Here is a 26,557-nt window from a genome sequence, read left to right on the forward strand (position 1 = left end):
TGGGGAGCACTGATCAGGAAAGCTGATCCACGGAGGTGTCCTGCGCCTGCAGGAAGGCCGTGATCTCCCGTGCTGCCGCGCTCAGTCCAAGGCGGCGCACCGCCACCCCTTCGGGGAAGGCGGACAGGAGGCGTGACGGGGTGCGCCGGTCCAGCAGGACGAATACACCCCTGTCCTGCCGGCTGCGGATCAGGCGCCCGAATGCCTGGCGCAGGCGCAGGCGGGCGATCCGGTCATCATAACGGCCCGGCGCGCCACCGGACAGGTGAATGCGCCGTTCACGGTGCAGGATATCGGGACGCGGCCACGGCACGCGCTCGAACGCTACCAGCCGCAGCGCATTGCCCGGCACATCCACCCCATCACGCATCGCATCCGTGCCCAGCAGGCAGGCATTGCGCTCACTGCGCAGAATGTCCACCAGCGTGGCATTGTCCATCGGGTCCACATGCTGCGCGAACAGCGGCAGCCCTGCTGCCTCCAGCGGGGTCAGGATGCGCCTGTACACCTCCCTCAGCCGCGATATGGCGGTAAACAGCCCCAGCGCGCCACCGTTCGATGCCATGAACAGCGTGCGGTAAGCCCCCGCAAGGGCGGCGGGATCATCATGCGCCACGTCGGTGATGATGAAGGCGCGGCTCTGTCGGGCGTAATCGAACGGGCTGGGAAATGACGACCGGATGGCGGGGGATGGCAGGTGAATTGCACCGGACCGGGCTTCCGCCGCGTCCCATGCGCGTTCGGCACTGTCATTCGCCGTGTCCTCGCCCGTTTCATCACGCAGCGTCGCGGATGTGACCAGAACGCCATGCGCCGGGGCCGCCAGCACGCTGGCAAACGGAATGGTCGGGTCCAGCCAGTGGCGGTACAGGCCCACATCCCGCTCGCCGGGGTTCTGGCCCTCGCGCCGGTCCATGCGGATATAGTCGATATACTGCGGTGTCCCGCCATCGGGCGGTGGCTCACCTGCCTGCATGGTGCCCAGCATGGCGCACCAGCCATCCACGCGCGATAGCGCGCGGGGACGGATCGAGCGGATGGCGGCGGCAATCCGCTCGCGCATGGGGGTATCCAGCCAGTCGGCTTCGGTTTCCAGTGCTTCATCCAGCCGCGCGATCAGGATGCGCAGCGGTTCGGCCAGCCGACGCAGCGCGCGTTCCAGTCTCTGCGCCGCCGCATGCAGGGAGTCGGGCATGGGGTGCAGGTCGCATTCGCTGTCGCTGCGCCGGCCACCTCCTTCGGGACTGCCGTGCGTGCGGGCCAGCACCTGCTGGCGCAGTTCATGCAGCAGCACCTCCGATGGGTTGGACAGGGCCGGTTCCCCGGTTTCCACTGGCGTATCGGCCGGGGCTGCTGTCCTGCCGCCGGGGTCGAGGGCGGCAAGGCGGGCGGACCAGCCGGGCGCGGGCAGGGCGCGGGCGGCCATGAGAGCCGTGTCCAGCGGCGTCTCGATCCGGGGGATATGCACCATCAGGTCTTCCAGCCTGCGCCGCAGTCCCCGCGCGCGCGACCGTGCGCCTTCCGCCCCCAGCAGCCACCGCCGCAGTTCGGCGGCTTCCAGCCCGGACAGTTCCAGGGCGAAGGCGCTGTCGGCGGCATCCGCAATATGATGCCCCTCGTCCATGATGTAGCGGGTGGGGGTGTTGTCCTCGTTATTGGTGTCCGTACCATCCATGGCGTGCCATGCGGCCTGTGACATGACCAGCGCATGGTTTGCGATCACGAGGTCGGCCGTGCGGGCACGGCGGATGGAATGTTCGACCATGCACTGCTGGTAATGCGGGCACGCGCCATGGATGCATTCGCCGCGCCGGTCGGCAATGCTGGTCAGCAGGCCGCGCCCGAACAGGTCGGCAAACCATCCCGGCAGGTCGCCGCCAAACAGGTCGCCATCACGCGTATGCGCCGCCCACAGCGCCACAAGCGCCAGCCCGATGATGGTGTGGTTGCCTGCCTGCCCACGTGACAGCGCGATATTCACGCTTTCTTCCATGTTCAGCAGGCACAGATAGTTCTCGCGCCCCTTGCGCACCACCACATGGCTGCGCCGGATGTCGGGATCGGGATAGACGCGGGCCAGTTCCGATTCGATCTGGCGTTGCAGGTGGCGGGTATAGGTACTGATCCAGACCGTCCCGCCGTTACGGGTTGCCCAGATGCTGGCAGGGGCGACGTAGCCAAGGGTCTTGCCGGTGCCGGTGCCCGCTTCCGCCAGCACCATATGCGGGTCGCCCTGTGTCGTGCGGGGGGCGAAGGCACGGGCGGCAACGTGGCTGAAGGCATCCTGCGCCGGGCGGTGTTCCGCCCCTTCACCCAGTATGGTGCGCAGGTGGGCGCGTGCTTCCTCCCCCGTGACGGGGTGGGCCGCAGGGGCCGGGCGGGGTGCGGTTTCTTCCCATTTTGGCAGGCGCGTCCAGATCTTCAGCGCCTCGTTGGGCTGGATCATGCCTGCAGGCAGGCCGCCTGCGGGGGAGAGTCCCAGTGCGGCGCAGACCGACGGCCCCCATGCCCATCCGGCCTTGCGCATGCTCCATGCCAGCGCTGTCCTTATGCCGCCTTCGGGTGTGTTGCGGATGGCCGCGATCCGGCGCAGCAGTTCAAATGCCAGGTCGGGCAGCAGGTCAGCCTCGGGTGCATCCAGCCTGTTCTCGGCAATGCCCAGCGCCGTTCCCAGCCCGCGCGCGGTCGGTGGCACGCCGTGGGCGGGCAGGGCGAAGGCGAACAGTTCCAGCAGGTCCAGCCATGGGCTGGGGCGCGGTGGCGGCGGCAGGTCCAGCCTGCGTGCGGTGGCGGGCGCATGGATGACCATGGGCGCCGGCCACTGTGGCAGTTCACGCCGTATGTCGTCGGCCGACATGGACAGGATTTCCCCATCCGGGGTCAGGACCGACCATGCGCCGTTGCGGGGAATGATCGCCGGCGCACTGTCCGGCAGGGGCGGGGTGTCTGGCATGTCCGTAAATGATATAGGGCACCTGCGGGCATCTGTCGCCCGCCGTGTGTCATGTCATTATTATTGCTGTACCCCCGGGTGTGGAATAGGATGGATTGACCCGCGCCCCTCCTGTCCATAGCTTGCCGGTCCATGTCAGAACAGCATCGTCCCCTTATCTCGCCCCTCCCGAAGTCCTGGCCGTTCGAGGAGGCCGCCAAACTGTCCGCGCATGTCGGCAACACCGCGCGTGAGGTGACGGCTGACCGTCCTGTTCTGCTGGAAACCGGCTATGGCCCGTCGGGCCTGCCCCATATCGGCACGTTTGGCGAGGTCGCGCGCACCTCATGGGTGCGGCAGGCGTTTACGAAGCTGACCGGTCTGCCCACGCGCCTGCTGGCGTTTTCCGATGACATGGACGCCCTGCGCAAGGTGCCGGACAACGTGCCCAACCAGGACATGCTGCGCCAGTTTATCGGCAGGCCGCTGTCGCGCGTACCCGATCCGTTCGGCACGCACGAATCCTTTGCCGCCCATAATAATGCCCGCCTGCGTGCCTTCCTTGACGGGTTCGGGTTTGATTATGAATTCGCATCCTCCACGCAGTATTATGAAGGCGGCCGCTTTGATGCGGCCCTGAAGCGCGTGCTGGAAGTGCATGACAAGATCGTGGCCGTGATCGCCCCCACGCTGGGCGAGGAACGTCGCGCCACCTATTCCCCCGTCCTGCCCATTCACCCGCGTACCGGCCAGGTCATGCAGGTGAAGATGGACGCCATCGACCCCGTGGCGGGCACGGTGCGCTGGACCGATGAGGACGGCGAGACGTTCGAGACCCCGGTCACCGGTGGCCATGCCAAGATGCAGTGGAAGGCCGACTGGGCCATGCGCTGGTATGCGCTGGGCGTTGATTATGAAATGTCGGGCAAGGACCTGATCGACAGCGTACGTCTGTCGGGCAGGATCTGCCGGATCCTTGGTGGTCAGCCGCCTGCGGGCCTGACCTATGAACTGTTCCTGGATCAGAACGGGCAGAAGATTTCCAAGTCGAAGGGCAATGGCATCTCGGTCGAGGAATGGCTGCGCTATGCCCCGCCCGAAAGCCTGGGACAGTACATGTTCAATGCGCCGCAGCGTGCCAAGCGCCTGTTCTTTGACGTGATCCCCAAGGCGACGGATGAATATCTGGCCCATGTGGCCAGGGCAAAGACGCTGGCGGCGGAAGATCCCGTCCTGCTGACCAATCCGGCATGGTTCATCCACAAGGGCACGATCCCGGCGGATGCGGGCAGCCCGATCACGTTTGGCATGCTGCTCAATCTCGCCTCCGTCGCCAATGCCGAGACGCCGGACGTGCTGTGGAAGTTCATCCAGCGTTATGACGCGCAGGCCACGCCAGAAAGCTGCCCCATGCTGGCACGTCTGGTGGACCACGCCATCGTCTATTATGCCGATTTCGTTCGCCCGACGAAGCATTACCGTGCGCCGGATGCACATGAACGCAAGGCGCTGGCCGATCTGGCCGAAGCCCTGCGTGGACTGGAAGGGGAGGATGTCTCCCCCGATACCTGCCAGAACCTTGTGTTCGAGATCGGCAAGACCCATGGCTTCGAACCGCTGCGGGCCTGGTTCGGCTGCCTGTATGAAGTGCTGCTGGGGCAGAAGGAAGGTCCGCGTTTCGGGATTTTCGTGGCGCTGTACGGGATTTCGGAAACCGTGGCCCTGATCGAGGCCGCGCTGACCCGTAACGAAGGGGCCGTGGCCTAAGGGCCAGCCCATGGCCGACCGTCCGTTGCACACTCCCCCCTCCCCGCGGGATGAGGACAGGGATGCGGCCAGGACCAGGCCATCTCCCGCCCGGCATCCCCTGCTGCGGCACCTGCCGCATGTGCTGGGGCTGCTGCTGCTGGTCGGGGCCGTAGTGGTGGTGCAGCGCGAGGTACGCCACCTGCACTGGCGTGACATAAGCCACGCGCTGGCGGCCATTCCGGTGGGGACATTATGGGCCGGGGCCGGGTTTACGCTGCTGTCCTATCTGGTCCTGTCCTTCTATGACTGGCTTGCGGTGCGGCAGGTGGGCTGCCCGCTTGGCTTCAGGCGTACTGCGTTTGCCGCGTTCTGTTCGTATGTGCTGTCGCATAATCTCGGGTTTTCCGCCATTTCCGGTGCCGCGGTCCGCTTCAGGCTGTATGGCAACTGGGGGCTGAAGCCGCTTCAGGTCGCGCAGATCATCGCCTTCTGTTCCGCCACCTACCTTTTGGGGGCGGCGGTGCTGATCGGTAGCGTGCTGGTGCTGGAACCCGGTACGGTGCCATTCATCGGCCATACGTTGCCCGCCATCCTCATGCGGCTGGTGGGGATCATGCTGTGGGGCGGGGTTCTGGCCTATATTATCATGGGCCGTTATGTGGACGAGGTGCGGATATGGCGCTGGCAGATCACATTCCCGTCCTCGGGCATGGCGATCATGCAGACGGTTGTTGCGACACTGGAAGTCGCGGCGACAGCGGCCATTGCCTACACCTTCCTGCCTGTGGCACCCGGTCTGGATTACGGTACGTTCCTTGCCATCTATATCGCCTCCTATACCGCAGGGCTTGTGGCCAGCGTGCCTGGTGGCCTTGGCGTCTTTGATGGTGCGATGATGTTCGCGCTGGGTCCTTACGTGCCCGCGACCCGCATCGTGACCGCCATCCTGATCTTCCGGCTGTTCTATTATATCGTGCCCCTGTTCGTGGCCGGGATCATGTTCGCCGCCCATGAACTGTTCCTGCGGGGGGACGCCGCCCTGTCGCGCAAGGTGGACGCGCGAAGTCCGGTGCGGGGGCCGCGCATGGGCCGCCCCAGCCAGGTCATACGGGAAAGCGAGGCCGATTTTTCCGTGGCGGTGGCAACGGGGGCGGTCTCGCTATGTGGTGGCCTGCTGCTGGCGCTGACGTTGCTGGACCCGGAAAACTGGCTGAATGCAGGGCGCATGCAGCCCCTGTTTGCGACGTTGGGGGATTACCTGCTGTCGCTGATCGGGGTGGTGCTGATCGGGCTTGGCATTGGCCTGTCGCAGCGCGTGACGCTGGCGTGGAAGGCCACGATGGTGCTTCTGGCCGCGGCGTGCATGCTGACGCTGCTGCGGGGCTCGCCGGTGGGTGTGCCGGGACTGTTCATGCTGGTGTGCATGCTGATCGCCCCCTTCCGCGGGTCATATTACCGCCATGCGCGGATCATGAGCGAACCGCTGTCCTCCCATACCATCGTGTCGCTGGTGCTGCTGATCAGTTCCATCGTGATTCTGGTCATGGCGGGTCCGCATGATTCCGCGGGTGGAAGCTGGTGGGAAATCATGCTGTTCGCCACGCGTCCGGGCATTGCCCAGTGGACGCTGGGGCTTGCGGTCATGCTGGCGCTGGTCATGATCGTGCGGCTGGTGCGGCCGGGCCGCATTCAGGTGATGCCGTGGAATGCGCAGACGCAGGCCCTGTATCACAGCTTTGACCACTCGCTGGACGATCTGGGGCAGACGACGCCGGTGCCGGAGGGGCTGATACCCGGCGCGCGCAGGCAGGCGCTGCTGCCGTTTGTGCGGCTGGGTCCGTATCTGGTCGGGCTGGGCGATCCGGCGGGCAAGGCGGATGACTGCACATCTGCCATATGGTGGCTGCGCGACCTTGCGGTACAGGAGGGCTGCCAGCCGGTTTTCTGGCATGTCGGGGTCAGCCTGCTGCCTGTGTATAACGAACTGGGCCTGACGCCGTGGCCCCTGACGGAAGAAGGACATCCCACCCATCCGGGATACCTGTGCGCGGCGGCGGATGACCTGAGCATGGTCCGCATCCTGATGCGCTCCTCGTTCCATGTCCCGGCACAGGCGCAAGAATAAGGACATGTGCTTTCCCGGCAGCATGAAAGGGCATCCATGACCAGTCATGCAGGGCTGCTGACCCATTTTTCCACCGTAGTGGGGCTGCCCAGTCTCTCCGGCGCCTTTCTCATGGCATTCCCGGCGCTGTTTTCCATTGTCAATCCGCTGGGTGCGGCGCTGATCTTTGCACAGGTCACGGCGGGACATGACCGGCGGACCTGCATGGTGCTGGCACGCAAGGTCGCATTCTATTCCGCCATGCTTATGCTGGCCTCGATCTGGATCGGGGGGCTGGTTCTGTCATTCTTTGGCATTACCATCGATGCCCTGCGCATTGCGGGGGGACTGGTGGTTGCAGTGCGGGCCTGGGCCCTGCTGCAGGCCCCCGAAACGGAAGAGGCCCGCAAGCAGGCGCAGGCAAGCCAGGGTAGTAACGCACAGGCCAGCAGCAACATGATGGGGCAGGCGTTTTTCCCCCTGACCATGCCCTTTACCGTCGGTCCCGGCACGATTGCCGTCGCGATCGCACTGGGGTCGGAAGGGCCTGCGGGTGGGCATCACCTTGTCTTTTATGGTGTGCTGTCACTGGCGGGCATGCTGGTGGCCGCGATCGTATGGGCAGCCTATACCTATGCCGATCAGTTGCTGTGCCTGCTGGGCACGACCGGCACGCGTATTGTCTCGCGCCTTGCTGCGCTGATCCTGCTGTCGATCGGAGTGCAGATCCTGATTACCGGCATACAGGGCGTGATCCTGTCCAGTGCGCGGGCCGTCCTGCTTATGGCGAACTGAAGGCGGGGGATAAAGGCGGGATGTCCGGCAGGTCCTCACCTGCCAGAACGGCCTGCACGCAGGCCCGTAGCGCGGGCAGCACGTCCGAACCGAACCGGGGCGTGCGCCGTTCCCACGCCCCCGTGCGCCATGACGGATGGGGCAGGGGGAAATACCGTGGCAGGTAACGCCGGAAATCAAGGCAGCGCTCGCTGACGCGTCCCTTGCCCAGGATATGCTGCTGGGCATAGGACCCCACCACCAGTGTCAGCCTGATATCGGGCATCTGCGCCATGATGCGCGCGCGCCATTGGGGTGCGCATTCGGGGCGGGGCGGGCAGTCGCCACCCTGTGGCAGCCTGCCGGGGTAACATAGCCCCATGGGAACCAGCGCAATGCGGCTGGCATCATAGAATGTTGCCCGGTCGATTCCCATCCAGCCACGCAGCCTGTCACCAGAAGCATCATTGAAGGACTGTCCGGTTTCATGCACGCGGGTGCCGGGGGCCTGGCTTGCGATCAGTAGCCGCGCTGTGCGCGAGACGTGCAGCACCGGCCGTGGGCCAAGCGGCAGGTGGGCGGCACAGGTCTGGCACGCGCGGATGGCGTTCAGCAGTTCTTCCAGTGTTTCGGACATGGTCCAGCCTTATGCTTCCAGCAGGTCGCGTGTCCATGCCGGGACGGTCCGTGTGGCGGGACCGACAATGACCTGATCAAAGGCGGAGGGGCCGGGTGGAACTTCAAGGTTGAACAGCATCGTATCCGCGTGCCCGGCCACGCTGTCCCCAAAACCGGCGGCGGGATAGACCACGCCGGATGTGCCGATGGCAACGAACAGATCACATTCCGCCAGATGTCGGGCGATGCTGTCCATGTGATAGGGCATTTCCCCAAACCAGACGATATCGGGTCGTAACGTCGGCTGACCGCAGGCAGGGCAGGGGGTATCAGGGTAACAGTCCGTCCGCCATTGCGGGGTGGCGTGGCAGCTTGTGCAGCGCAGGCGCAGCAGTTCACCATGCATGTGGATAACGTTCCGGCTGCCAGCGCGTTCGTGCAGATCGTCGATATTCTGGGTGATGACGGTCATCTGCCCGTTCCAGCGGCCCTCCCGCCCCGCCCGTTCCAGATCCGCCAGGGCCACATGGGCGGCATTGGGGTGAACGCCGGGCAACTGCGCGCGCAGGCCGTTGTAAAAGCGGTCCACGCGCATGGGGTCACGCCGGAAGCCTTGTGGCGTGCAGATATCCTCGATCCGTTCATGGTTCCACAGGCCATCCGCCCCGCGAAAGGTCTGCAATCCCGATTCCTGGCTTATGCCGGCCCCGGTCAGGACCACGATGCGTTGCATGCCGGTGACTCCCCTGTTGGTTTCGGCCCCAGTGTGGAGGACTGCCGTACATAAGAAAACCGCCACGGACCGGGTCCATGGCGGTTTTCGGTAACATGTATCAGGAGAAGGCGGTGGTCCCCGCAGGGGGACCACCCACCCACCTTACTGTGCGGCGTCCTGACCAGTGTGCGTCTGCGGAGCAAACGTCCAGCCCGAGCCATAAGGCTGCGGCAGGAAGACCGACCAGCCACTGCTGACGCTGTTCCAGCCGGAGCTGGAAACCGGGGCGCCCGTATCGCGCAGCTTGGTAACATCCGCGGCCGTAACGGTGCCGGGTGCCTTGTTGCCCCAGCTGGTGCGGATGAAGTTGACCACATCAGCAATCTGCTGGGCGGACAGCGACTTGCTGTAACCCGGCATTGCCACTGCGGACGGTGCCCAGTTGCTCGGCGGCAGTACGCCACCATGTGCGATCACGTTCACCAGCGAGGTCGGGTTCTCGGTCACGACAACCGGGTTACCCGCCAGCGGCGGGAACATACGGGCCACGCCACCACCGTCGTTACGGTGACAGATGGCGCATTCCTTCACATACGTATCAGCACCCGGAACGCTGGAGGTATTACCCGAAGCCAGCATGTTCGCGGTGGACGGATCGTAGGTGTAGTTGCCCTGTGACGGCGGCACCGGCGGCAGGCTCTTCAGGTACTTTGCGATGGCGTGCAGGTCGTCATCGGTGAAGTACTGGGTGCTCCATGCCACCACATCGCCCATGCCACCGAACACGGCGGAATGATCGATACGGCCGGACTTCAGGAAGGTGTAGATGTCATCCTCGGACCAGCGGCCCAGACCAACGACAGGATCGTTGCGCAGGCTCGGCGCGACCCAGTTGTCGATCGGTGCACCACCGGAAAGGAAGTCAGGTCCACCAGACGCATCGAGCGCCTTTTCCTGCATGGCGAAACCACGCGGGGTATGACACGCACCGCAGTGGCCGGGGCCGGTGACCAGATAATCGCCACGTGCGATTTCAGGATCCGTGCCCGGCGCCGGCGTGAAGTCCTTCGGCGAAGGCGAGAACATCATGCGCCAGATGCCCAGCGGCCAGCGCATGGACATGGGCCAGGAAATGTCCGGCTGCTTGTCCGGCTGCGCGACCGGCTTCACCCCATGCATGAAGTACGCATACAGCGCCTGCATGTCTTCCTTCGTCATGCGCGAGAAGGAGGGATACGGCATGGCCGGATACAGCGTGGAGCCGTCCTTGCGGATACCGTGGCGCACAGCTTCGTCGAATTCTTCGAAGGTGTAGCGGCCGATACCGTAGGTCGGATCCGGCGTGATGTTCGTGGAGTAGATCGTACCGATCGGGCTCTTGATTTCAAGCCCGCCTGCGTACGGCTGCCCATGGAGAGCGGTATGACATGCTACGCAGTCACCCAGTCGCGCGACATATGCCCCCTTCTGGACCAGCGCGGAGTCAGCATCTGGCGTCTGTGCCAGTGCCGTTCCTGCCAGCAGACTAAACGCTGCCGCGCTGAATGTCACCTTAAGTCTGTTGATCATTATGTTCACCATCATGCGTCGCGTTGATGCGAAAAATTGTCAAAACCGGGAGATTACGGCAGCTGCTCGGGGATACCGTCAGCGTTCTTCCGGGCATCAACTTCCCTCTGATAGGTCTCGTTCGCACGCTTGATCAGGAACTGGCGGATGTCCTCAATCTCGGTCGGGTTCATGTTACCGTCGAAGCGATCCATACCGTAGGCGGTAAGCGCGCCGCGGCCGACAACATTGTAGAACGCGTCCTCATGACGGATGGACCCGGACCAGCGCAGGTCAGGCAGCACGCCAGCACCTTCCGCGTTATCGCCATGGCAGGCGGCGCAATAGGTCTGGAACTGGAAGTAACCGTTATCGGTACGCTTGCTGTCGAACTGTGCCGGCGGCTTGACGGGCAGGAAGCCCTGGTCATTCTGCTTGGGCAGCGGGCCGGACTTGCCATCGAGCGAGAAGGCAATGATGCGCGAGTGGTTGACGGTCCAGCCGCTGGTACGTGCCAGGCCACCAAGGAAGAACGGATAGATGCCGCCCCAGCCCACTTCAACCGCAACATACTGCTTGCCATTGGCAAGGTAGGTCACAGGCGGTGCGATGATGCCGCTGTCTGCCGCGAAGTGGAACAGGTCGGACCCGTTCGTCGCGTCATAGGCATGGAATTCGCCGTTCGCCAGGCCCTGGAACAGCAGGTCGCCGCCAGTTGCCAGGATGCCGCCGTTCCACGGACCCTTGTGGTCCACGCGCCATGCTTCAGCCTGCTTCTGCGGATCCCATGCAACGATCCAGCCCTTCAGGTCCTTCACGAAGGCCTGCTTGGCTTCGGGCGAGTCGGGGATACCGACCTTGTTCATGTCCAGACCAAGGTTCCAGCTGTCGGGATGCGGCGTGAAGCCACCGACCTGGTTGGTGTACAGGAACGGAACCTGCTGTGCCGGGATATAGACCAGCCCGGTCTTGGGGCTGAACGCCATGGCTGCGAAGTTATGGCCGCCAAGGTCACCCGGAATCCCGTACCATTCCTTGCCCGTAAGGGTGTAGAGCGCATCGGGGTTGTAGATCGGACGACCGGTCTTCGGATCAAGGCCGCTGGCCCAGTTCACATAGACGTAGTTCTTGCCCGAGATGAACTCACCGGTCTTCGCATCGATGATGTAGAAGAAGCCGTTCTTCGGGGCGTGAACGATGACGTGGCGGGTTTCACCGTTGATCGGCAGATCAAGCGTCATGATCTGCTGGACCGAGGTGAAGTCCCACTGGTCCATCGGCGTTTCCTGGAAATGCCAGACGTATTCGCCGGTTTCCGGCTTCAGTGCGACGATGCTGCCCAGGAACAGGTTGTCGCCCTTGCCTTCGGAACGGTACTTGTAGTTCCACGGCGAACCGTTACCCACGCCCAGATAGACCAGGTCGCTCACGGGGTCATACACGATGGAATCCCACACCGTGCCGCCGCCGCCCTGACGGGTCCAGGCGCCGGTCGGGCTCCAGGTCTGGTAGGCCTTGTTCATCAGCACGCTGTCGGATGCAGCGTGGTCCGGTTCGTTCTTGGGGTTCGGAACCGTGAAGAAGCGCCAGTCCAGCTTGCCGGTTTCGGCATCGAACGCGGAGACGAAGCCACGTGCGCCGAATTCGGAACCACCGTTACCGATGATCACGCGACCCTTGGCGATGCGCGGTGCACCGTCAACCGTGTAGGAACGCTGCTTGCCCAGTTCCGCTTCGGGCGGAATGGTATTGACGCTCCAGACCAGCTTGCCGGTCTTGGCATCAAGCGCGATCAGGCGGCCGTCGAACGTGCCGAAATAGACCTTGCCATTCCAGTATGCCGCGCCACGGTTGACCGTGTCACAGCAGCCCTTGTCGGCAATGTTGCCGGGCACGCGCGGGTCATAGGACCACAGCAGCTTGCCGGTTGCGGCGTCGACGGCTTTCATCATGCTCCAGTTGGTGGTGGCGTACATGACACCATCAACAACCAGTGGCGTGCCTTCCTGGCCGCGGTTGGTATCAAGATCCAGATACCAGGCCAGCTTCAGGTTGCCGACATTGGAACGGTTGATCTGATCCAGCGGGCTGTAGCGCTGTTCAGAATAGGTGCGGCCATAGGTCATCCAGTTACCGGGATGATCATCGGCATGGATGATCGCTTCCCCTGTGGCGCCCTGCCCCTCATCCGCGGACGCCATGGTGGCATAACCGGAGATGAGAGCCGCACATATCGTTCCGGCTGTAAGCGTTCTGCTCAGAGAACGTCTTTTTCCGAAAACGGCAGAAATCATATGTGATGTCCTCAGAAAACTAACGGTTTCGAATTCAGGATGCCGCCGCCGCAACTTTCCGTCCGGACAGGCTTTCTGAATGTATCCGGCAAAAAAAGCGTGACGGTGCTTTTTTTCCGGCCAGACAGGAAACCGGCTTCAGACAGGGAAGAGAAAGCAGGTGGTCCGTTTCATCCGAACATACCGAGGCTAGCACGCCCGTCTTCTGACATTTTAGTGTTCGAGCTCACTAAAACGTGAATATGCTGTCGCATAAGCAATGAAACGGATATCTCCACATTCCGGACAATTTTATGAAATCTCTTATTATTTCAGGAGAAATTACAAGGTGTGTCTGCCGGCCGCGTGCAGGTGGTTCACAATAATTGAGAAGAAATATATTTTTATTATTCATAAATGGAATAAATTTTTGGTGACGGGGGCGTTTGAACCCGTCCATCCCCGGTTGGGCGGGGCGGAGAATCAGAACCGTAACGGATAATGTTCCAGTGGCTCGTAAACCGGGCCATCCGCATGGCGCATGGACTGGAACAGGGTGAAATGGCCAATGGCCTGCGCCGCGACGGGGGGCAGGGTCATGGCCAGCCACCGCTGTCGCCGGACCTGATCGGGATGGTCCATACGGCCCGTGGTGATGTGCGGTGTGAAATGGCGGCTGTTTTTCTCGCCCGGGGGGATTGCCCGGTTGAGTCCCTTGCGAATGCGATCCCGCAGGGACAGCAGCGCCGCATCCGGCGCGCAGCCGATCCACAGCGTATCGGATCCATGTGGCCGGGAGGTCATGAACAGGCCCGCCCCGCCGGGCTGCAGCACTGGCGGGGTGGAACGGATGGCGGACAGGGTATGATGAATCTCTTCCAGCAGATGGCCGTGGGTCACCTCACCAATGAAATGCAGCGTGAGATGATAGGACTCGGGCGGCAGCCAGGTCACATCCGGCAGGCTGCCACGTAATCCGGCGATCGCATGAAGCAGGGATGGCGGGAGTTCTAGACCAACGAAAAGACGCATGAAGGAACACCTGCGGCAGGGGGAAACGGCATGTGCCGTCATAACCGGACGTACAGTATATTAAGGAGATGTGCCCGGGGGCTGCGTTGCTGTATTGTAATGTATTGGACACGCCCCCGTTCTTGAACGTGTTCTAACATATTCCCACATGCAGGGAGAGGCACGTCAGTCAACGACGTGGAGGAAGGAAACACAATGGCTTTTGGCCCTGATTCGCGGAGTTTCATCCGCCCCACCGCTGATAGTGCCGCAGGTTCTGTCGATATGGGCCTGCGCGCCTATATGCTGCGAGTCTATAACTGGATGGCGTCGGGACTGGTTCTGACCGGTCTGGTCGCCTATCTGATCGCCAATACCAGCCTGCAGGCCCTGTTTTACCAGCATGTGCCGACGCCCATGGGCATGGCACTGAAGCCGACCGGCCTGTCCATGCTGGCCATGATCGCGCCGCTGGGCTTTGTCCTGGTCATGTCGTTTGGTGTGAACCGGCTGTCCACGCAGGCGGTGCAGACCCTGTTCTGGCTGTTCTGCGGTGTGATGGGGGCCAGTCTGTCCAATATCTTCATGGTCTTTACCGGTGTATCGGTGACGCGGGTGTTCTTCATCACCGCGGCAACGTTCTGCACCATGTCGATCTGGGGATATACGACTCGTACCGATCTCAGCCGCTTTGGTTCGTTCCTGATGATGGGGCTGTTCGGTCTGATCATCGCGGGCGTGGTGAACATGTTCCTGCATAGCCCCGGCCTGTACTTTGTTTATAGCGCGGTGGGGGTGCTGCTGTTTGTCGGTCTGACCATGTTCGATACGCAGCAGATCAAGGCGAACTACCAGCAGTTTGCCTATTACGAGGGGCCGGAACAGGCGGCCAAGCGTTCGGTGTATGATGCGCTGAACCTCTATCTGAACTTCATCAACCTGTTCCAGTTCCTGCTACAGTTCATGGGTGTGCGGAACAACAGCGACAACTGATGGGCAGGAGTCCTGCCGATCCAGAACCATATTGGTCTGGTATAAGGATATGGAAGGGTCGTCACGGAAGTGGCGGCCCTTTTTGCATGGAAAGACGGCCCGGCCGTGCGGCCGGGAAAAAAAGATAAGACTTATTCATATATAGAAAATATAAGATGACAGGAGTGTGAGGTTCGCGACACTTACGCAACCCATTGTAAAACATAGACTTTTTTAAATAAATTTTTGGCAATGAAATATATTGAAATATTATGTGAAGGCTTGCCTCTGAGGCCATTCAGGTCGGATAACCCTTGAATAGAAAAACTATATGAAAGGGTATGCGGCACAGAACATGCGCTTCAGCACACAGGACGGCGTCGCGATTTATGGTCCGATCTGCCCTGACAGTAATAATTACGTAAGGTCTGGCGGGCCGTATTGATCAAGATCATGGTCAGCCGGTCGGCAACTAACTCATGACGGATGCAAACCGAAAAAGGCCGTGTGCCGCTTTCGGAAGTCGACTTAGGCGCGATGTCGCTGGGTGCCAGGGGGAAAGCCGGATGCATTTTTCCTGCCAAGCGTATAACGTGGCCGTTGTTGTCTAAGCCCGTGGATGAAGCGAGGATGTGAGCAAAACAGGGTGATGTCGAAACCAACGAGGCGTGAGATGAAGAAAAAAATCTTGCCAAGATTAACGAAGCTGATGAGCCTATCTTCGGCAGCGCTGCTAGCAGGCTGTTCGTGGGATACGCTTGACCCCAAAGGCGTGATCGGCGCTCAGGAAAAAAGCCTGATCCTGACCTCGACCTACGCGATGCTGCTGGTAGTCATACCGGTCTGCATCCTGACGCTGCTGTTTGCGTGGCAGTACCGTCAGTCCAACACTGCGGCGGAATATCTGCCGAAATGGTCGCATTCCAACAAGATCGAAGTGATCATCTGGGCCGTTCCCAGCCTGATCATTCTGTTCCTGGCGGTTCTGACCTATCAGACATGTCATTCGCTTGACCCGTACAAGCCGCTTGAGGCTGAAGCCAACGTCAAGCCTATTCATGTCGATGTTGTGGCGCTGGACTGGAAGTGGCTCTTTATCTATCCGGATGAAGGGATCGCGACCGTCAACCAGATGGCCATGCCGGTGAATACGCCGGTTGATTTCCGGATCACCTCTGACTCCGTGATGAACTCCTTCTTCATCCCGCAGCTCGGTACGATGATCTACGCCATGGCCGGGATGCAGACACAGCTGCACCTGATCGCGAACGAAGCTGGTGATTTCCAGGGTGAATCCTCCAACTTCAGCGGCCGTGGCTTCTCCGACATGCGTTTCCGTGCGCTGGCAATGCCGGCGGACCAGTACAGCGCATGGGTCGAGAAGGTGAAGGCTTCTTCCGAGCAGCTGGACAGCGCAAGCTATCCGAAGCTGGCCGCGCCGAGCGAGGCCAACCCGGTTGAATACTTCTCGCATGTCGATGCGGGTCTCTTCGATGACATCGTTGCCAAGTACAACAATGGCATGGTCATGGATAAGAGCACCGGCAAGATGCTGCATGTGCAGCAGTCCGCGATGTCCGACATGAACATGAAGGAATAGGACAGATGTTAGGCAAATTAACTTTGTCGGCCATTCCTTATGATGTGCCGATCCTTGTTGGGACGTTCATCGGTGCGGCCATTGCTGGCCTGGCCGTTGTCGGTCTCATCACCTATTACGGTAAATGGGGCTACCTGTGGCGTGAATGGCTGACCTCGGTCGACCATAAGCGCATTGGTGTCATGTATATCGTTGTCGCACTCGTGGCGCTGTTCCGTGGCTTCGCGGACGCGATCATGATGCGTTCCCAGCTTGCGCTGGCCTATGCCGGTAACCCTGGCTACCTGCCGCCGCACCATTATGACCAGATCTTCTCCGCACACGGCACGATCATGATCTTCTTCATGGCCATGGCGTTCATGCAGGGTCTGATGAACATCGTGGTGCCGCTGCAGATCGGTGCGCGTGACGTGGCCTTCCCGTTCGTGAACACACTGAGCTTCTGGATGACGACCATCAGCTTCCTGCTGGTCAACGTCTCGCTGTTCATCGGTGAGTTCTCGCAGTGCGGCTGGCTGGCTTACCCGCCCCTGTCCGAACAGCAGTTCAGCCCCGGTGTCGGTGTTGACTACTACATCTGGGCGGTTCAGCTGTCGGGTGTCGGCACGCTGCTGACGGGTGTGAACTTCTTCGCGACCATCGTGAAGATGCGTGCGCCGGGCATGACCTACATGCGTATGCCGGTGTTCACCTGGACCATTTTCTGCACGACCGTGCTGATCATGGTGGCCTTCCCGATCCTGACCGTGGCCATGGGCCTGCTGGGTCTGGACCGTTATCTGGGCATGCACTTCTTCACCAATGACGGCGGCGGCAACCAGATGCTCTATCTGAGCGTGATCTGGGGCTGGGGCCATCCGGAAGTGTACATTCTGGTTCTGCCTGCCTTCGGTGCATTCTCCGAAATCACGCAGACCTTCTCCCGCAAGCCGCTGTTCGGCTACAAGACCATGGTCTACGCGACCGCTTCCATCATGGTCCTGTCGCTGGTGGTCTGGGTTCACCACTTCTTCACCATGGGTGCCGGCCCGAACGTCAACGCGTTCTTCGGTATCATGACGATGATCATTGCGGTTCCGACCGGGGTGAAAATCTTCAACTGGCTGTTCACGATGTACAAGGGGCGTATCGACTTCCACGCGACCATGTACTGGGTGATCGGCTTCATGATCACCTTCTCCATCGGTGGTATGACCGGTGTCATGCTGGCCATCCCGGCGTCTGACTTCGTTCTCCACAACAGCCTGTTCGTTATCGCTCACTTCCATAACGTGATTATCGGTGGTGTGTATTTCGGTTACGTCGCTGCCATGAACTTCTGGTTCCCGAAGGCTTTCGGCTTCAAGCTGAACGAAGCCTGGGGCAAGCGCGCGTTCTGGTTCTGGTTCGTTGGTTTCTATGTTGCGTTCATGCCGCTTTATGTCCTCGGTTTCGAAGGCATGACCCGTCGTATGAACCACTATGACAACCCCGAATGGCACCCCTGGCTGCTGATTGCTGAAGTTGGTGCGGTTCTGATCGCATGCGGTATCGTGTGCCAGCTGACCCAGCTGTATGTCTCGATCCGTGATCGTAACCTGGCCGAAAACCGTGACCTGACGGGCGATCCCTGGAACGCACGTACGCTGGAATGGTCCACGTCTTCGCCGCCGCCGTTCTACAACTTCGCCATCCTGCCGGAAGTCCATGAACTGGACGCCTTCGCCCACGACAAGGAAGCCGGTATCGATACGCGTCAGGCCGGTGGTAACTATCAGCCGATCCATATGCCGAAGAACACGGCATGCGGTTTCCTGATTGGTGCCTTCAGCTTCGTGATGGGCTTCGGTGCGGTCTGGTACATCTGGTGGCTGGCAGCTGTTGGTCTGATCGGTGTCATCGCTACGGTGATCGCCCGTTCGTCCGACAACGACGTCGACTACTACGTGCCGGTGTCCGAGGTGGTCCGCATTGAGCAGGAGCACACCCATAACCTCATGGCAGCACAGGCAGCGGAATAATGGCGCAAAACATGACTGCTGATGCAGCCCACGCCCATGATGAACACCACGAATCTCCCGTGGTGTTCGGGTTCTGGCTGTATCTGATGACGGACTGCATCATCTTCGGTACGCTGTTCGCAGTGTTCGCGGTGTTGCGTGACCAGTTTGCCGGCGGTCCGACCGGCCACGAAGTGTTCGAACTTTCGGGTGTTGGCATTGAAACGGCAATCCTGCTGTTCAGCTCCATCACCTACGGTTTCGGCATGATTGCCGCCCACGAGAACAAGGTCAGCACCATGCGGACCTGGCTCGGGGTGACTTTCCTGCTGGGGCTGGGCTTCCTGTTCATGGAAATCCGTGAGTTCTCTCACATGATTGCCGAAGGCAATGGCCCGGATCGCAGCGCGTTCCTGTCCGCCTTCTTCACGCTGGTTGGCACGCATGGTCTGCATGTCACCTGCGGCCTGCTGTGGATGGCGGTCCTGCTGTTCCAGACGGCTGGCAAGACCGAGCTGAACGAACGCATGATCGGTAAGCTGACCTGCCTCAGCCTGTTCTGGCACTTTCTGGATATCGTCTGGATCTGTGTCTTCACCTTTGTCTATCTGATGAGTGTGATCTGATGGCAGACCATATTTCTTCCTCGGGAGAGAGCCACGGGAGTGTAGGGTCTTACCTTACCGGGTTCGTACTTGCCGTTATCCTGACGGTTGCATCCTTCGGTCTGGTGATGTCGCATGCGATGTCACCGGCTGGCACCGGCGGGGCGATTGCCCTGCTGGCAGTGGTGCAGATTGTTGTTCACCTGATCTACTTCCTGCACATGAACGGTTCGTCCGAACAGCGCTGGAACGTCATGGCTTTTGTCTTCACGGTGCTTTCGGTTCTGGTCCTTGTGGCTGGCACGATGTTCATCATGCATGACACCGCCATCAACATGATGTCGCGCTAAGCGGCATCATGTCAGGGTGCGGGGGCAGGCGACTGCCCCCGGGCCGGACGGCATAAAAAAAGACCGGCACGATCACTCGTGCCGGTCTTTTTTTATGGCGTAACCCGATGGGAAAGGTCTGGATCAGCCTTTCTGGGGTTCGGGGGAAAGCAGCTCTTTCTTGTTGGGCTTGTCTTTCCATTCCTCGGCATCGGCCGGGGCATCGATCTTGCGCGTGATGTTGGGCCATACGGCGGCGTATTTGGCGTTCAGTTCAGCCCAGGGGGTGGCGCGGTCGTCGCTATCGGGGAAGATGGCCTCAGCCGGGCATTCCGGTTCGCACACGCCACAGTCGATGCATTCGTCCGGGTTGATTACCAGAAAGTTCTCACCGGCATAGAAGCAGTCAACCGGGCAGACTTCGACACAATCCGTGAATTTGCAGCGAATGCAGTTTTCGGTGACCACATAGGTCATCGCCTATCTCCGATCATTATTTGTTCGGCCTGCGGCAATAGGCCCGGCCATTGAAAGGGATGAGGCGCCACGCAGGGCATGACCTCATCGGGAATGGCGGAAGATATGAGAGTGTTTTCCGGCCGTGGCAAGCCCAAGACGGCGGGTAATGCATAATCATGGCCTGTATTGGCCTGTTCGACACAATATTCAGACAGTTTCCGGAACAATTTCATACAGAAGTTGTGCAAGTGGGGCGGATTGCCGCCGTTCGGCACAGCCCACGACACGTATGACCATGACGGTTTTACGGTCCGGGGCCGGCAGGGTCAGGATATCGCCCACATGCACCTGTGCGTGTGCCTTGGTCACGCGCTGCCGGTTTATGCGCACCTGCCCGCCGGTGGCGATCTTTGCGCATATGCTGCGGCTGCGGCCAAAACGGGCATGAAGCAGCCACAGGTCCAGTCGCTGGTTCACGATGGGGTCAGGCGTGTGTGTCATGGTGTTCAACGACGGTTGAGCAGGGTTGCAAGGGCGGCAAAAGGACTGTCGGCCCGCCGGGGACGCAGCGTCGCTGCCGGTCGCCTGCCGGCCTTCGGGGGGGTAGCATGTGCGGCTTTTGCCTTTCCGCCCTTTTCGCCTTCGGGCAGGAAGCGGATCATGAGGGGGGCAGGCGGTCCGTAGTGGTTGGCCGCCATGGGGCGTGGATGGTGCACGCGCATATTCAGTCCCTTCATTACCGCAGGCAGCATTTCCCGACGGATGCCCAGTCGGGATGCCAGGTGAAGGGGCAGCGGCACGGGCGCGCGGCGCGTCATGCGGGCCAGTTCAAGGATGAATTTCTCCGCGATATCCAGCCTGATCCGCACCGGCCCGGCATCCAGCCAGCCCATCCGGTCCATGAAGATGGGCGGCAGCGCATCGGGCAGTAATGTAATGCGGCCCATGGCGGGCAGGGATGGACAGGGGATGTTCAGGCTGATCGCCACCAGCCACGCCCGCAGTCGCATGGGGCGTTCCTTCAGGATCGCGGGCATGAAGATGCTGTAGTGCCCGACCCGCACGCCCAGCCGCCGTAGCCGCTGGATCATGTCATGTCCCGGCCGCTCGCCACGATGCAGCGGGGCGATTCCGGCCCCTTCCATCAGCCGGTGGATGAGACCGCGCAGCTCGGGCGTGCTGGCGACTGCGGCCTGCACGGCAAACAGGGGTGCAAGGTGTTCGCGCACGACCTGTTCCAGCCATGCCTGCAGGCGGTTGCGGATGCGCTCGCGCTGGGCATTATCCAGCAGCGGGTTATCCAGAACCTGTGGGCGGGGGGACAGTATGTCACTGCCCGGCAGCATCCGCGCAATGGGCATGTCCTGCCAGAGGATATGAGACCCATCGGAGGAAAACGCGAACTGCTGGTCATCATCGCGCACCAGAAGCGCGACGCGGCGGGGGATTTCGCTGCGGACCGCACGCCGTGCCGCGCGCATCAGCAGGCGTCCGTCTTCCGCATCGGTATGTTCGCCCGCGATCAGGTCCAGCCCGGCAATGCGACCGACCTCATGCCCTTCCACCACGACATTGCCCTGCGCCGTTACGGCGGATAGCAGGTTGTCATGCCCACCTTCATCCAGCCTGCGGATAAGGGTGGTGGCGCGACGATCAACAAAGCGGGCGGTCAGCTGTTCATGCAGTACGTCAGATAGCCGGTCCTCGGCTTCCCGCGTGCGGGCCTGCCAGTGTTCGGGATTGGCGATCCAGCCGGGCCGGGCTGCGATGTAGCTGCACACGCGGATTCCCGCCAGACGCTGCATAAGCGAATCTATGGTGCCCGCCGTCTGGAAAAAATGGGTGATCTGGCTATCCATCCATGCCGACGGAATGCGCCCGTCTCGGATCAGGTGCGTAAAGATCCGGCCACACAGACGGATATGACTGTCATCGCCCAGCTTGCGGAAATCAGGGATCTGACAGCTTTCCCACAGCATGCGCGTGGCGGCGCGCGAATGCACCAGCGGGCGGATGTCGGAACTGGCTGCAAGCGCGGACAGGGCCAGCATGTCACTCGCCTCATGCCCCGCGACCAGTTCGGGACGGGGGGAAGGACGGTTGAGGCTGGATAGCAACAGGTCAGGCGAGGAGAAATCCAGATCGCTGTTGCGCCATGCCAGACGGGTCAGCGGGTCGAAACGGTGTTCCTCCACCGCTTCAGCCACTTCCTCGGACAGCGGCGGACAGGTGCCGGTGGTGCCGAACGTGCCGTCCCGCAATCCCCGCCCCGCCCGTCCCGCCACCTGCGCGATTTCCCCTGCCGTCAGCGGGCGGATGCGCGTGCCGTCGAATTTGGACAGGCTGGCAAAGGTCACATGGTTTACGTCCATGTTCAGCCCCATGCCGATCGCATCGGTCGCGACCAGGTAATCGACTTCCTTTTCCTGGTACAGCGCCACCTGCGCGTTGCGGGTGCGTGGCGAAAGCTGGCCCATGACAATGGCGCAGCCCCCGCGCCTGCGGCGCAGCAGTTCGGCAATGGCGTAAACTTCGCCGGCGGAAAAGGCGACAATGGCCGAACGCGGCGGCAGGCGCGTCAGCTTGCATGCCCCCGCATGCGTCAGTTGCGACAGGCGGGGACGATGTTCGATCTCGATCCCCGGTACCAGACGGCGGATCAGGTGGCGGATGGTGTCCGCGCCCAGAAACATGGTTTCCGACAGGCCACGGGCATGCAGCAGGCGGTCGGTAAAGATATGGCCACGATCAGGGTCGGCGCAGAGCTGTATTTCATCCACCGCCACGAATTCCACGCGGCGGTCCAGCGGCATGGCCTCTACCGTGCAGGAAAACCAGCGTGCCTTTGGCGGGATGATCTTTTCCTCGCCCGTGATCAGGGCGACGGCATGCTCGCCCTTTTTCGCAACCATCCGGTCATAGTTTTCCCGCGCCAGCAGCCGCAGGGGGAAACCGATGATGCCGCTGGAATGTGAAAGCAGCCTTTCTATGGCCAGATGGGTCTTGCCGGTATTGGTCGGGCCGAGCACGGCCCGCACCAGCATATCGGAATGGGGGCCGGAACCGTGTCCGGCCGCTGCGCGATAGGGGCCACCAGTGCCCTTGGGTACACCCGTCATGGACGTATGCTCTGGCCAAGTGGCGGCAAATGCAAGCAAAACCACATGCTGATCGCGCTGGGGTGTTGCGTTGCCCGGATGGGGGACGCACCCTGCCGGGAACAGGAACATATTCAGGAAGGGACGTGCGATGAACGTGTTGGACACGCAGGACTGCCTGGTCGCGGCAGATGATGTGCAGGATGGGGACGTGGGTACGGTGCATGTCGTCCGTCCCTCCATGCTGGAGGGGCTTGATGCGATGGTGGGCGACGCCGCAGCCCGTTTCGCCCGTCAGGCCGGTTTTGCCGCCCGTTATGGCCAGGTGCTGCTGCTGCCCGGTGCGGATGGCGCCATTACGTCGGCCCTGCTGGGCATTGCGGAAGAAGCAGATGGTGCAGATCCGTTCGTATTCGGGGCATTGCCCGACTCGCTTCCTGCCGGGCCATGGCGGGTACGCGCGCCGGTGGATGTGCAGGCCGGAGAGGTCGCGCTGGGTTTCTGCCTCGGGGCCTATCGCATGCCCGCCTTTGGCCGTGACAGCGCGCCCGCCGCACCGTGTGCGCGACTGGTGGTGGACGCTGCGGGACAGGCGGCCGCCAGCATGGCGCGGTGCATGAATCTTGCGCGCTCGCTGATCAATACGCCGCCCAACCTTATGGGGCCGGATGACCTGGCCCGCGCGGCGGAGGAGGCGCTGGCCCCGCTGGGGGCAGATGTCTCGGTCATCCGTGGTGCGCGGCTGACGCAGGAATTTCCCACCGTGATGCATGTCGGTGAGGGATCGGACCGTGCCCCCTGCGTGGTGGAGGCCCGCTGGCACGGCAGCACGGCGACCGATACAGCCCCGCTGGTATCGCTGGTGGGCAAGGGAGTGTGTTTCGATACCGGCGGGTATGACCTCAAGCCACCATCATCCATGCTGCGCATGAAAAAGGACATGGGGGGCGCCGCCATCATGCTGGCCCTTGCGCGGCTGATCATGCTGCGTGATTTGCCGGTGCGTCTGGAACTGCGGCTGGGCTGTGTGGAAAACAGCGTGTCGGGACATGCCATGCGGCCGTCCGACGTGGTGAAGACGCGCGCGGGGCTGACGGTGGAAATCGGTAATACCGACGCCGAAGGCCGGCTGGTCCTGTGTGACCTGCTGCATGCGGCGTGCGAACGCCAGCCTGACCTTCTGGTGGATGCCGCAACCCTGACCGGGGCCGCCCGCGTGGCGCTGGGGCCGGATGTGCCCGCGCTGTTCAGCAACCATGACGGAACGGCGGCGACGTTTGTGGCATCCGGCATGGCCTGTGGCGATCCGCTTTGGCGCCTGCCGTTGTGGCCGGGCTATCGCAAATGGCTGGGGAGTCCGGTTGCGGATATGAACAATATTTCATCCAAACCCATGGCTGGCGCGATCACGGCGGCGCTTTTTCTAGAGAAATTTGTCAAAACTGATGTGCGCTGGGTTCATATCGATACCTACGGATGGAATGATTCTTCGCGTCCTGGCCGACCAGAGGGTGGAGAAAGTCTTGGTTTAAGAGCGACTTACGAAGCGATGTTAAAAATATTTAATATCGAGGACAGAATGCATCACTAAAGAAACAATGCCGGATGCGAACTAAAATGCATGGTGCGACTTATATATGCCGTAAATGCCAATTATATAGGCAGAACCAAATCACACCACGCCAGCCTACCCGAGTCCGCATTCAGGCGCACGGGTCTGCAGGCTGACCTTTGACAGAGGATTTTCACCGATGGCCAAGTCATCACAGGCTAACACGGATCAGATGATCAATTCCCTGCGCGACACCATTGTCGCGATGGTCCGCCGCGACGGGCCCGACCTGTCCGCGCGGCAGCTGGCCGTTTTCCTGACCTGCTACCTCCGCGACGATTCGCACACCGTGCGTGGCCTCGCCGCCGACCTGAACGTGTCCAAGCCCGCGATCACCCGCGCGCTGGACCGGCTGAAGGCGCTTGACCTTGCCCGTCGCACGCCCGACCCGATGGATCGCCGTTCCGTGCTGATCAAGCGCACGCTCAAGGGGAACGCCTACCTGCGCGACCTGTGCGCCATCGTGACCGAGACCGCGGCACAGGAAAAGGCGGCAGCCCCCGCCCGCAAGCCCGCACGTGGCCGACGGACAGAGGAACTCCGCCGCGCAGGCTGAGTTACATGAGGGTTCACTTCATGCCGATACGGACAGAAGGTTTCAGTTCCATGCGTATCTCACGACGTCTGGTTGCCCTTGCCATGATCATGGCACCGATTGCGGGCGGACCGGTGCTTGCCCATGCCGCGGAATCCTCGCTGGGCACGCCTTCCGGACAGGTTACGATGAAGTTCAAGTCGCTTGATGTGGGTGTGGGCCACACATGGGGCACCGGCAGGCTGGTGTTCCGGAACCACACGTACCGCTTCAAGATCGAAGGTGGATCGCTGGCGGCCGTTGGCTTTGCCAAGATCAGTGGCCGTGGTGAGGTTTATAACCTCACGAAGGTCAAGGATTTCGAAGGCAGCTATGCGGCCGTCAATGGCGATGTCACGGCGGGAACAGGCGTGGGCGCGGTGCTGCTCAACAATCCCGCTGGCGTCCGTATCCGCCTTGATACGTCCAGCTCCGGCGGCCGTCTGGCGGCTGCGGCGCAGGGCATGAAGATTACCCTGACCAAATAAAATCTGCTGTCAGGTTACAGGGAACAGGGGAAATGGCCAGCGGGCGGTTTCCCCTGTTTTCGTTGTTACCATGACAGATCGGGCGTCCGTCTCACCCGGCGTATGACCGCTGCGATCCAGACAGACTGGATCAGGCCCGTGCCCAGCAGGGCCGGGACGGGCGGTATCCATCCCAGCCCGACAGCCACGGCCCCCATGCCGCCGCATATGGTGCCTGCCCATGCCACGGTGGTGACGTCCATGGCCCGCATGCCGCTGCGCTGCGCCATCTGGTAGACATGTTCCCGATGCGCCTGCATGAGCGGACGGCGATGGCATGCCCGGCGCAGCAACGTAATGCTGACATCCAGCAGCAGGCCTGACAGCATGAGGGGCATAAGCCACGCCCCATGGGCCAGTTGCCCCATGCCCGCCATGCGCAGCCCCAGCGCGCCCAGCACCAGACCGCAGCACTGGCTGCCAACATCGCCCATGAACAGTCGTGCCTGGGGGATGTTGAAGGGCAGGAATCCGGTGATGGCCGCCGCCAGCACCAGCGCGGTTCCCCACGTTTCCACCCCGCCGCCCACGGCTGCGCACAGCCCCGCCGTCACCAGCGCCGCAAGCAGCGTGCAACCACTGGCCAGTCCGTTCAGGCCGTCCATGAAATTCAGGCAGTTGCACAGGACTACCAACCACATGATCCGAACGCCCATGCCGTCCAGCGTCACGGTATGGGCGCCAGCGCCCGCCATGTCGCCCCATGCCACCATTACGGCTGCGGCAATCTGCGCCCCCAGTTTCCATGTGGGTGACATGGGTTGCATGTCATCACGCCACGAAAACAGCCCAAGCCATACCGTGGCCAGCAGCAGTGTCACGTCGGTCGTATCCGCATGATGGTGGAACAGCAACTGCCCTAGCGGCACGCCCACCACGAAGACGATCAGAATCGCAAGTCCGCCACCCTTGGGCACCGGGGTGTCATGGGCGCTGCGCCCGGTGGGGTAATCCAGCACGCGCAATGCGATGACCCGGCGCGACAGGATGGCCGACATTACGGCCACAACCACCAGAAACAGCCCGAAAAGGCCGGTTTCGGTATAAAATGAATGGGTCATCGTCATGAAAGCGGGAA

General features: G+C 61.7%; 21 protein-coding genes. 11 read left to right on the top strand and 10 right to left on the bottom strand.

Annotation, left to right across the window (positions count from 1 at the left end):
* Nucleotides 1-13 precede the first annotated feature (13 nt).
* Nucleotides 14-2,953, bottom strand: a complete 2,940-nt coding sequence (locus tag CFR80_RS01425) for an ATP-dependent DNA helicase (protein WP_110507038.1) — start codon at nt 2,951-2,953, stop codon at nt 14-16.
* A gap of 132 nt (nt 2,954-3,085) precedes the next feature.
* On the opposite strand from CFR80_RS01425, the gene CFR80_RS01430 reads away from it, so the two are divergent.
* Genes CFR80_RS01430 through CFR80_RS01440 form a run of 3 tightly spaced genes read left to right on the top strand, consistent with a single transcriptional unit; the run spans nt 3,086 to nt 7,580 of the window.
* Entirely contained in the window at nt 3,086-4,699 is a 1,614-nt protein-coding gene (locus CFR80_RS01430) for a lysine--tRNA ligase (protein ID WP_010513740.1), read from the top strand.
* Between the two features lie 10 nt (nt 4,700-4,709).
* The gene (locus CFR80_RS01435) at nt 4,710-6,806 is read left to right on the top strand and encodes a lysylphosphatidylglycerol synthase domain-containing protein (protein WP_110507039.1); all 2,097 of its coding nucleotides are present in this window, start codon (nt 4,710-4,712) and stop codon (nt 6,804-6,806) included.
* Nucleotides 6,807-6,842: 36 nt separating this feature from the next.
* Nucleotides 6,843-7,580: a MarC family protein gene (locus tag CFR80_RS01440; RefSeq protein WP_010513736.1), complete on the top strand. Its 738-nt coding sequence runs from the start codon at nt 6,843-6,845 to the stop codon at nt 7,578-7,580.
* Here the strand turns inward: CFR80_RS01440 and CFR80_RS01445 are convergent.
* The 5 genes from CFR80_RS01445 to thpR form a co-directional block, all read right to left on the bottom strand.
* Nucleotides 7,567-8,196, bottom strand: a complete 630-nt coding sequence (locus CFR80_RS01445; protein WP_010513734.1) for a uracil-DNA glycosylase family protein — start codon at nt 8,194-8,196, stop codon at nt 7,567-7,569. The genes CFR80_RS01440 and CFR80_RS01445 overlap by 14 nt on opposite strands.
* Before the next feature lie 9 nt (nt 8,197-8,205).
* Nucleotides 8,206-8,910, bottom strand: coding sequence for an NAD-dependent deacylase (locus CFR80_RS01450; protein WP_110507040.1), 705 nt, complete (start codon nt 8,908-8,910; stop codon nt 8,206-8,208).
* A gap of 144 nt (nt 8,911-9,054) precedes the next feature.
* Entirely contained in the window at nt 9,055-10,461 is a 1,407-nt protein-coding gene (locus tag CFR80_RS01455) for a c-type cytochrome (protein ID WP_232275690.1), read from the bottom strand.
* Between the two features lie 53 nt (nt 10,462-10,514).
* Entirely contained in the window at nt 10,515-12,734 is a 2,220-nt protein-coding gene (locus tag CFR80_RS01460) for a PQQ-dependent dehydrogenase, methanol/ethanol family (RefSeq protein WP_029329446.1), read from the bottom strand.
* 462 nt (nt 12,735-13,196) lie between these two features.
* Nucleotides 13,197-13,745 (bottom strand): RNA 2',3'-cyclic phosphodiesterase, encoded by a 549-nt coding sequence (gene thpR / locus CFR80_RS01465; RefSeq protein WP_010514310.1) that lies wholly within the window; start codon nt 13,743-13,745, stop codon nt 13,197-13,199.
* A 195-nt stretch (nt 13,746-13,940) separates the two neighbouring features.
* On the opposite strand from thpR, the gene CFR80_RS01470 reads away from it, so the two are divergent.
* The 5 genes from CFR80_RS01470 to cyoD all read left to right on the top strand — a co-directional run bounded on the left by CFR80_RS01470 (nt 13,941) and on the right by cyoD (nt 19,230).
* Complete coding sequence (locus CFR80_RS01470) at nt 13,941-14,717, top strand: Bax inhibitor-1/YccA family protein (RefSeq protein ID WP_010514311.1); 777 nt, start codon at nt 13,941-13,943, stop codon at nt 14,715-14,717.
* Nucleotides 14,718-15,369: 652 nt separating this feature from the next.
* Entirely contained in the window at nt 15,370-16,296 is a 927-nt protein-coding gene (gene cyoA, locus CFR80_RS01475; protein ID WP_029329447.1) for a ubiquinol oxidase subunit II, read from the top strand.
* 5 nt (nt 16,297-16,301) lie between these two features.
* Nucleotides 16,302-18,296, top strand: coding sequence for a cytochrome o ubiquinol oxidase subunit I (cyoB, locus tag CFR80_RS01480; protein WP_010514314.1), 1,995 nt, complete (start codon nt 16,302-16,304; stop codon nt 18,294-18,296).
* Nucleotides 18,296-18,901, top strand: coding sequence for a cytochrome o ubiquinol oxidase subunit III (cyoC, locus tag CFR80_RS01485; RefSeq protein ID WP_010507645.1), 606 nt, complete (start codon nt 18,296-18,298; stop codon nt 18,899-18,901). The genes cyoB and cyoC overlap by 1 nt, the downstream gene beginning before the upstream one ends.
* The gene (gene cyoD / locus CFR80_RS01490) at nt 18,901-19,230 is read left to right on the top strand and encodes a cytochrome o ubiquinol oxidase subunit IV (RefSeq protein ID WP_026018424.1); all 330 of its coding nucleotides are present in this window, start codon (nt 18,901-18,903) and stop codon (nt 19,228-19,230) included. Before cyoC ends, cyoD begins: the two co-directional genes overlap by 1 nt.
* A gap of 123 nt (nt 19,231-19,353) precedes the next feature.
* Here the strand turns inward: cyoD and fdxA are convergent, their stop codons facing one another.
* The 3 genes from fdxA to CFR80_RS01505 all read right to left on the bottom strand — a co-directional run bounded on the left by fdxA (nt 19,354) and on the right by CFR80_RS01505 (nt 22,787).
* Nucleotides 19,354-19,686: a ferredoxin FdxA gene (gene fdxA, locus CFR80_RS01495; RefSeq protein WP_010507641.1), complete on the bottom strand. Its 333-nt coding sequence runs from the start codon at nt 19,684-19,686 to the stop codon at nt 19,354-19,356.
* A gap of 189 nt (nt 19,687-19,875) precedes the next feature.
* Entirely contained in the window at nt 19,876-20,169 is a 294-nt protein-coding gene (locus CFR80_RS01500; protein ID WP_010514318.1) for an RNA-binding S4 domain-containing protein, read from the bottom strand.
* 5 nt (nt 20,170-20,174) lie between these two features.
* Entirely contained in the window at nt 20,175-22,787 is a 2,613-nt protein-coding gene (locus CFR80_RS01505) for a helicase-related protein (protein WP_110507056.1), read from the bottom strand.
* A gap of 130 nt (nt 22,788-22,917) precedes the next feature.
* Here CFR80_RS01505 and CFR80_RS01510 point away from each other — a divergent pair, with 130 nt between their 5' ends.
* The 3 genes from CFR80_RS01510 to CFR80_RS01520 all read left to right on the top strand — a co-directional run bounded on the left by CFR80_RS01510 (nt 22,918) and on the right by CFR80_RS01520 (nt 25,440).
* Entirely contained in the window at nt 22,918-24,357 is a 1,440-nt protein-coding gene (locus CFR80_RS01510) for a leucyl aminopeptidase family protein (protein ID WP_010514320.1), read from the top strand.
* A 160-nt stretch (nt 24,358-24,517) separates the two neighbouring features.
* Nucleotides 24,518-24,934 carry a MarR family winged helix-turn-helix transcriptional regulator gene (locus CFR80_RS01515; protein ID WP_010514321.1) on the top strand — a complete coding sequence of 139 codons (417 nt, stop codon included), beginning with the start codon at nt 24,518-24,520 and terminating at the stop codon, nt 24,932-24,934.
* 50 nt (nt 24,935-24,984) lie between these two features.
* Nucleotides 24,985-25,440 carry a hypothetical protein gene (locus tag CFR80_RS01520; RefSeq protein WP_010514322.1) on the top strand — a complete coding sequence of 152 codons (456 nt, stop codon included), beginning with the start codon at nt 24,985-24,987 and terminating at the stop codon, nt 25,438-25,440.
* 65 nt (nt 25,441-25,505) lie between these two features.
* Here CFR80_RS01520 and CFR80_RS01525 read toward each other — a convergent pair whose 3' ends face one another.
* On the bottom strand, nt 25,506-26,540 hold the full coding sequence (locus tag CFR80_RS01525; RefSeq protein ID WP_232275692.1) for a glycosyltransferase family 4 protein: 1,035 nt from the start codon (nt 26,538-26,540) through the stop codon (nt 25,506-25,508).
* Nucleotides 26,541-26,557 lie beyond the last annotated feature (17 nt).

It is taken from the genome of Komagataeibacter oboediens (assembly GCF_003207815.1).
Lineage (GTDB): Bacteria > Pseudomonadota > Alphaproteobacteria > Acetobacterales > Acetobacteraceae > Komagataeibacter > Komagataeibacter oboediens.

Coding starts and splice junctions, on each gene's coding strand:
- CFR80_RS01425 (WP_110507038.1), bottom strand. CDS start 2,953: ATGCCAGACACCCCGCCCCTGCCGGACAGTGCGCCGGCGATCATTCCC.
- CFR80_RS01430 (WP_010513740.1), top strand. CDS start 3,086: ATGTCAGAACAGCATCGTCCCCTTATCTCGCCCCTCCCGAAGTCCTGG.
- CFR80_RS01435 (WP_110507039.1), top strand. CDS start 4,710: ATGGCCGACCGTCCGTTGCACACTCCCCCCTCCCCGCGGGATGAGGAC.
- CFR80_RS01440 (WP_010513736.1), top strand. CDS start 6,843: ATGACCAGTCATGCAGGGCTGCTGACCCATTTTTCCACCGTAGTGGGG.
- CFR80_RS01445 (WP_010513734.1), bottom strand. CDS start 8,196: ATGTCCGAAACACTGGAAGAACTGCTGAACGCCATCCGCGCGTGCCAG.
- CFR80_RS01450 (WP_110507040.1), bottom strand. CDS start 8,910: ATGCAACGCATCGTGGTCCTGACCGGGGCCGGCATAAGCCAGGAATCG.
- CFR80_RS01455 (WP_232275690.1), bottom strand. CDS start 10,461: ATGATCAACAGACTTAAGGTGACATTCAGCGCGGCAGCGTTTAGTCTG.
- CFR80_RS01460 (WP_029329446.1), bottom strand. CDS start 12,734: ATGATTTCTGCCGTTTTCGGAAAAAGACGTTCTCTGAGCAGAACGCTT.
- thpR (WP_010514310.1), bottom strand. CDS start 13,745: ATGCGTCTTTTCGTTGGTCTAGAACTCCCGCCATCCCTGCTTCATGCG.
- CFR80_RS01470 (WP_010514311.1), top strand. CDS start 13,941: ATGGCTTTTGGCCCTGATTCGCGGAGTTTCATCCGCCCCACCGCTGAT.
- cyoA (WP_029329447.1), top strand. CDS start 15,370: ATGAAGAAAAAAATCTTGCCAAGATTAACGAAGCTGATGAGCCTATCT.
- cyoB (WP_010514314.1), top strand. CDS start 16,302: ATGTTAGGCAAATTAACTTTGTCGGCCATTCCTTATGATGTGCCGATC.
- cyoC (WP_010507645.1), top strand. CDS start 18,296: ATGGCGCAAAACATGACTGCTGATGCAGCCCACGCCCATGATGAACAC.
- cyoD (WP_026018424.1), top strand. CDS start 18,901: ATGGCAGACCATATTTCTTCCTCGGGAGAGAGCCACGGGAGTGTAGGG.
- fdxA (WP_010507641.1), bottom strand. CDS start 19,686: ATGACCTATGTGGTCACCGAAAACTGCATTCGCTGCAAATTCACGGAT.
- CFR80_RS01500 (WP_010514318.1), bottom strand. CDS start 20,169: ATGACACACACGCCTGACCCCATCGTGAACCAGCGACTGGACCTGTGG.
- CFR80_RS01505 (WP_110507056.1), bottom strand. CDS start 22,787: ATGACGGGTGTACCCAAGGGCACTGGTGGCCCCTATCGCGCAGCGGCC.
- CFR80_RS01510 (WP_010514320.1), top strand. CDS start 22,918: ATGAACGTGTTGGACACGCAGGACTGCCTGGTCGCGGCAGATGATGTG.
- CFR80_RS01515 (WP_010514321.1), top strand. CDS start 24,518: ATGGCCAAGTCATCACAGGCTAACACGGATCAGATGATCAATTCCCTG.
- CFR80_RS01520 (WP_010514322.1), top strand. CDS start 24,985: ATGCGTATCTCACGACGTCTGGTTGCCCTTGCCATGATCATGGCACCG.
- CFR80_RS01525 (WP_232275692.1), bottom strand. CDS start 26,540: ATGACCCATTCATTTTATACCGAAACCGGCCTTTTCGGGCTGTTTCTG.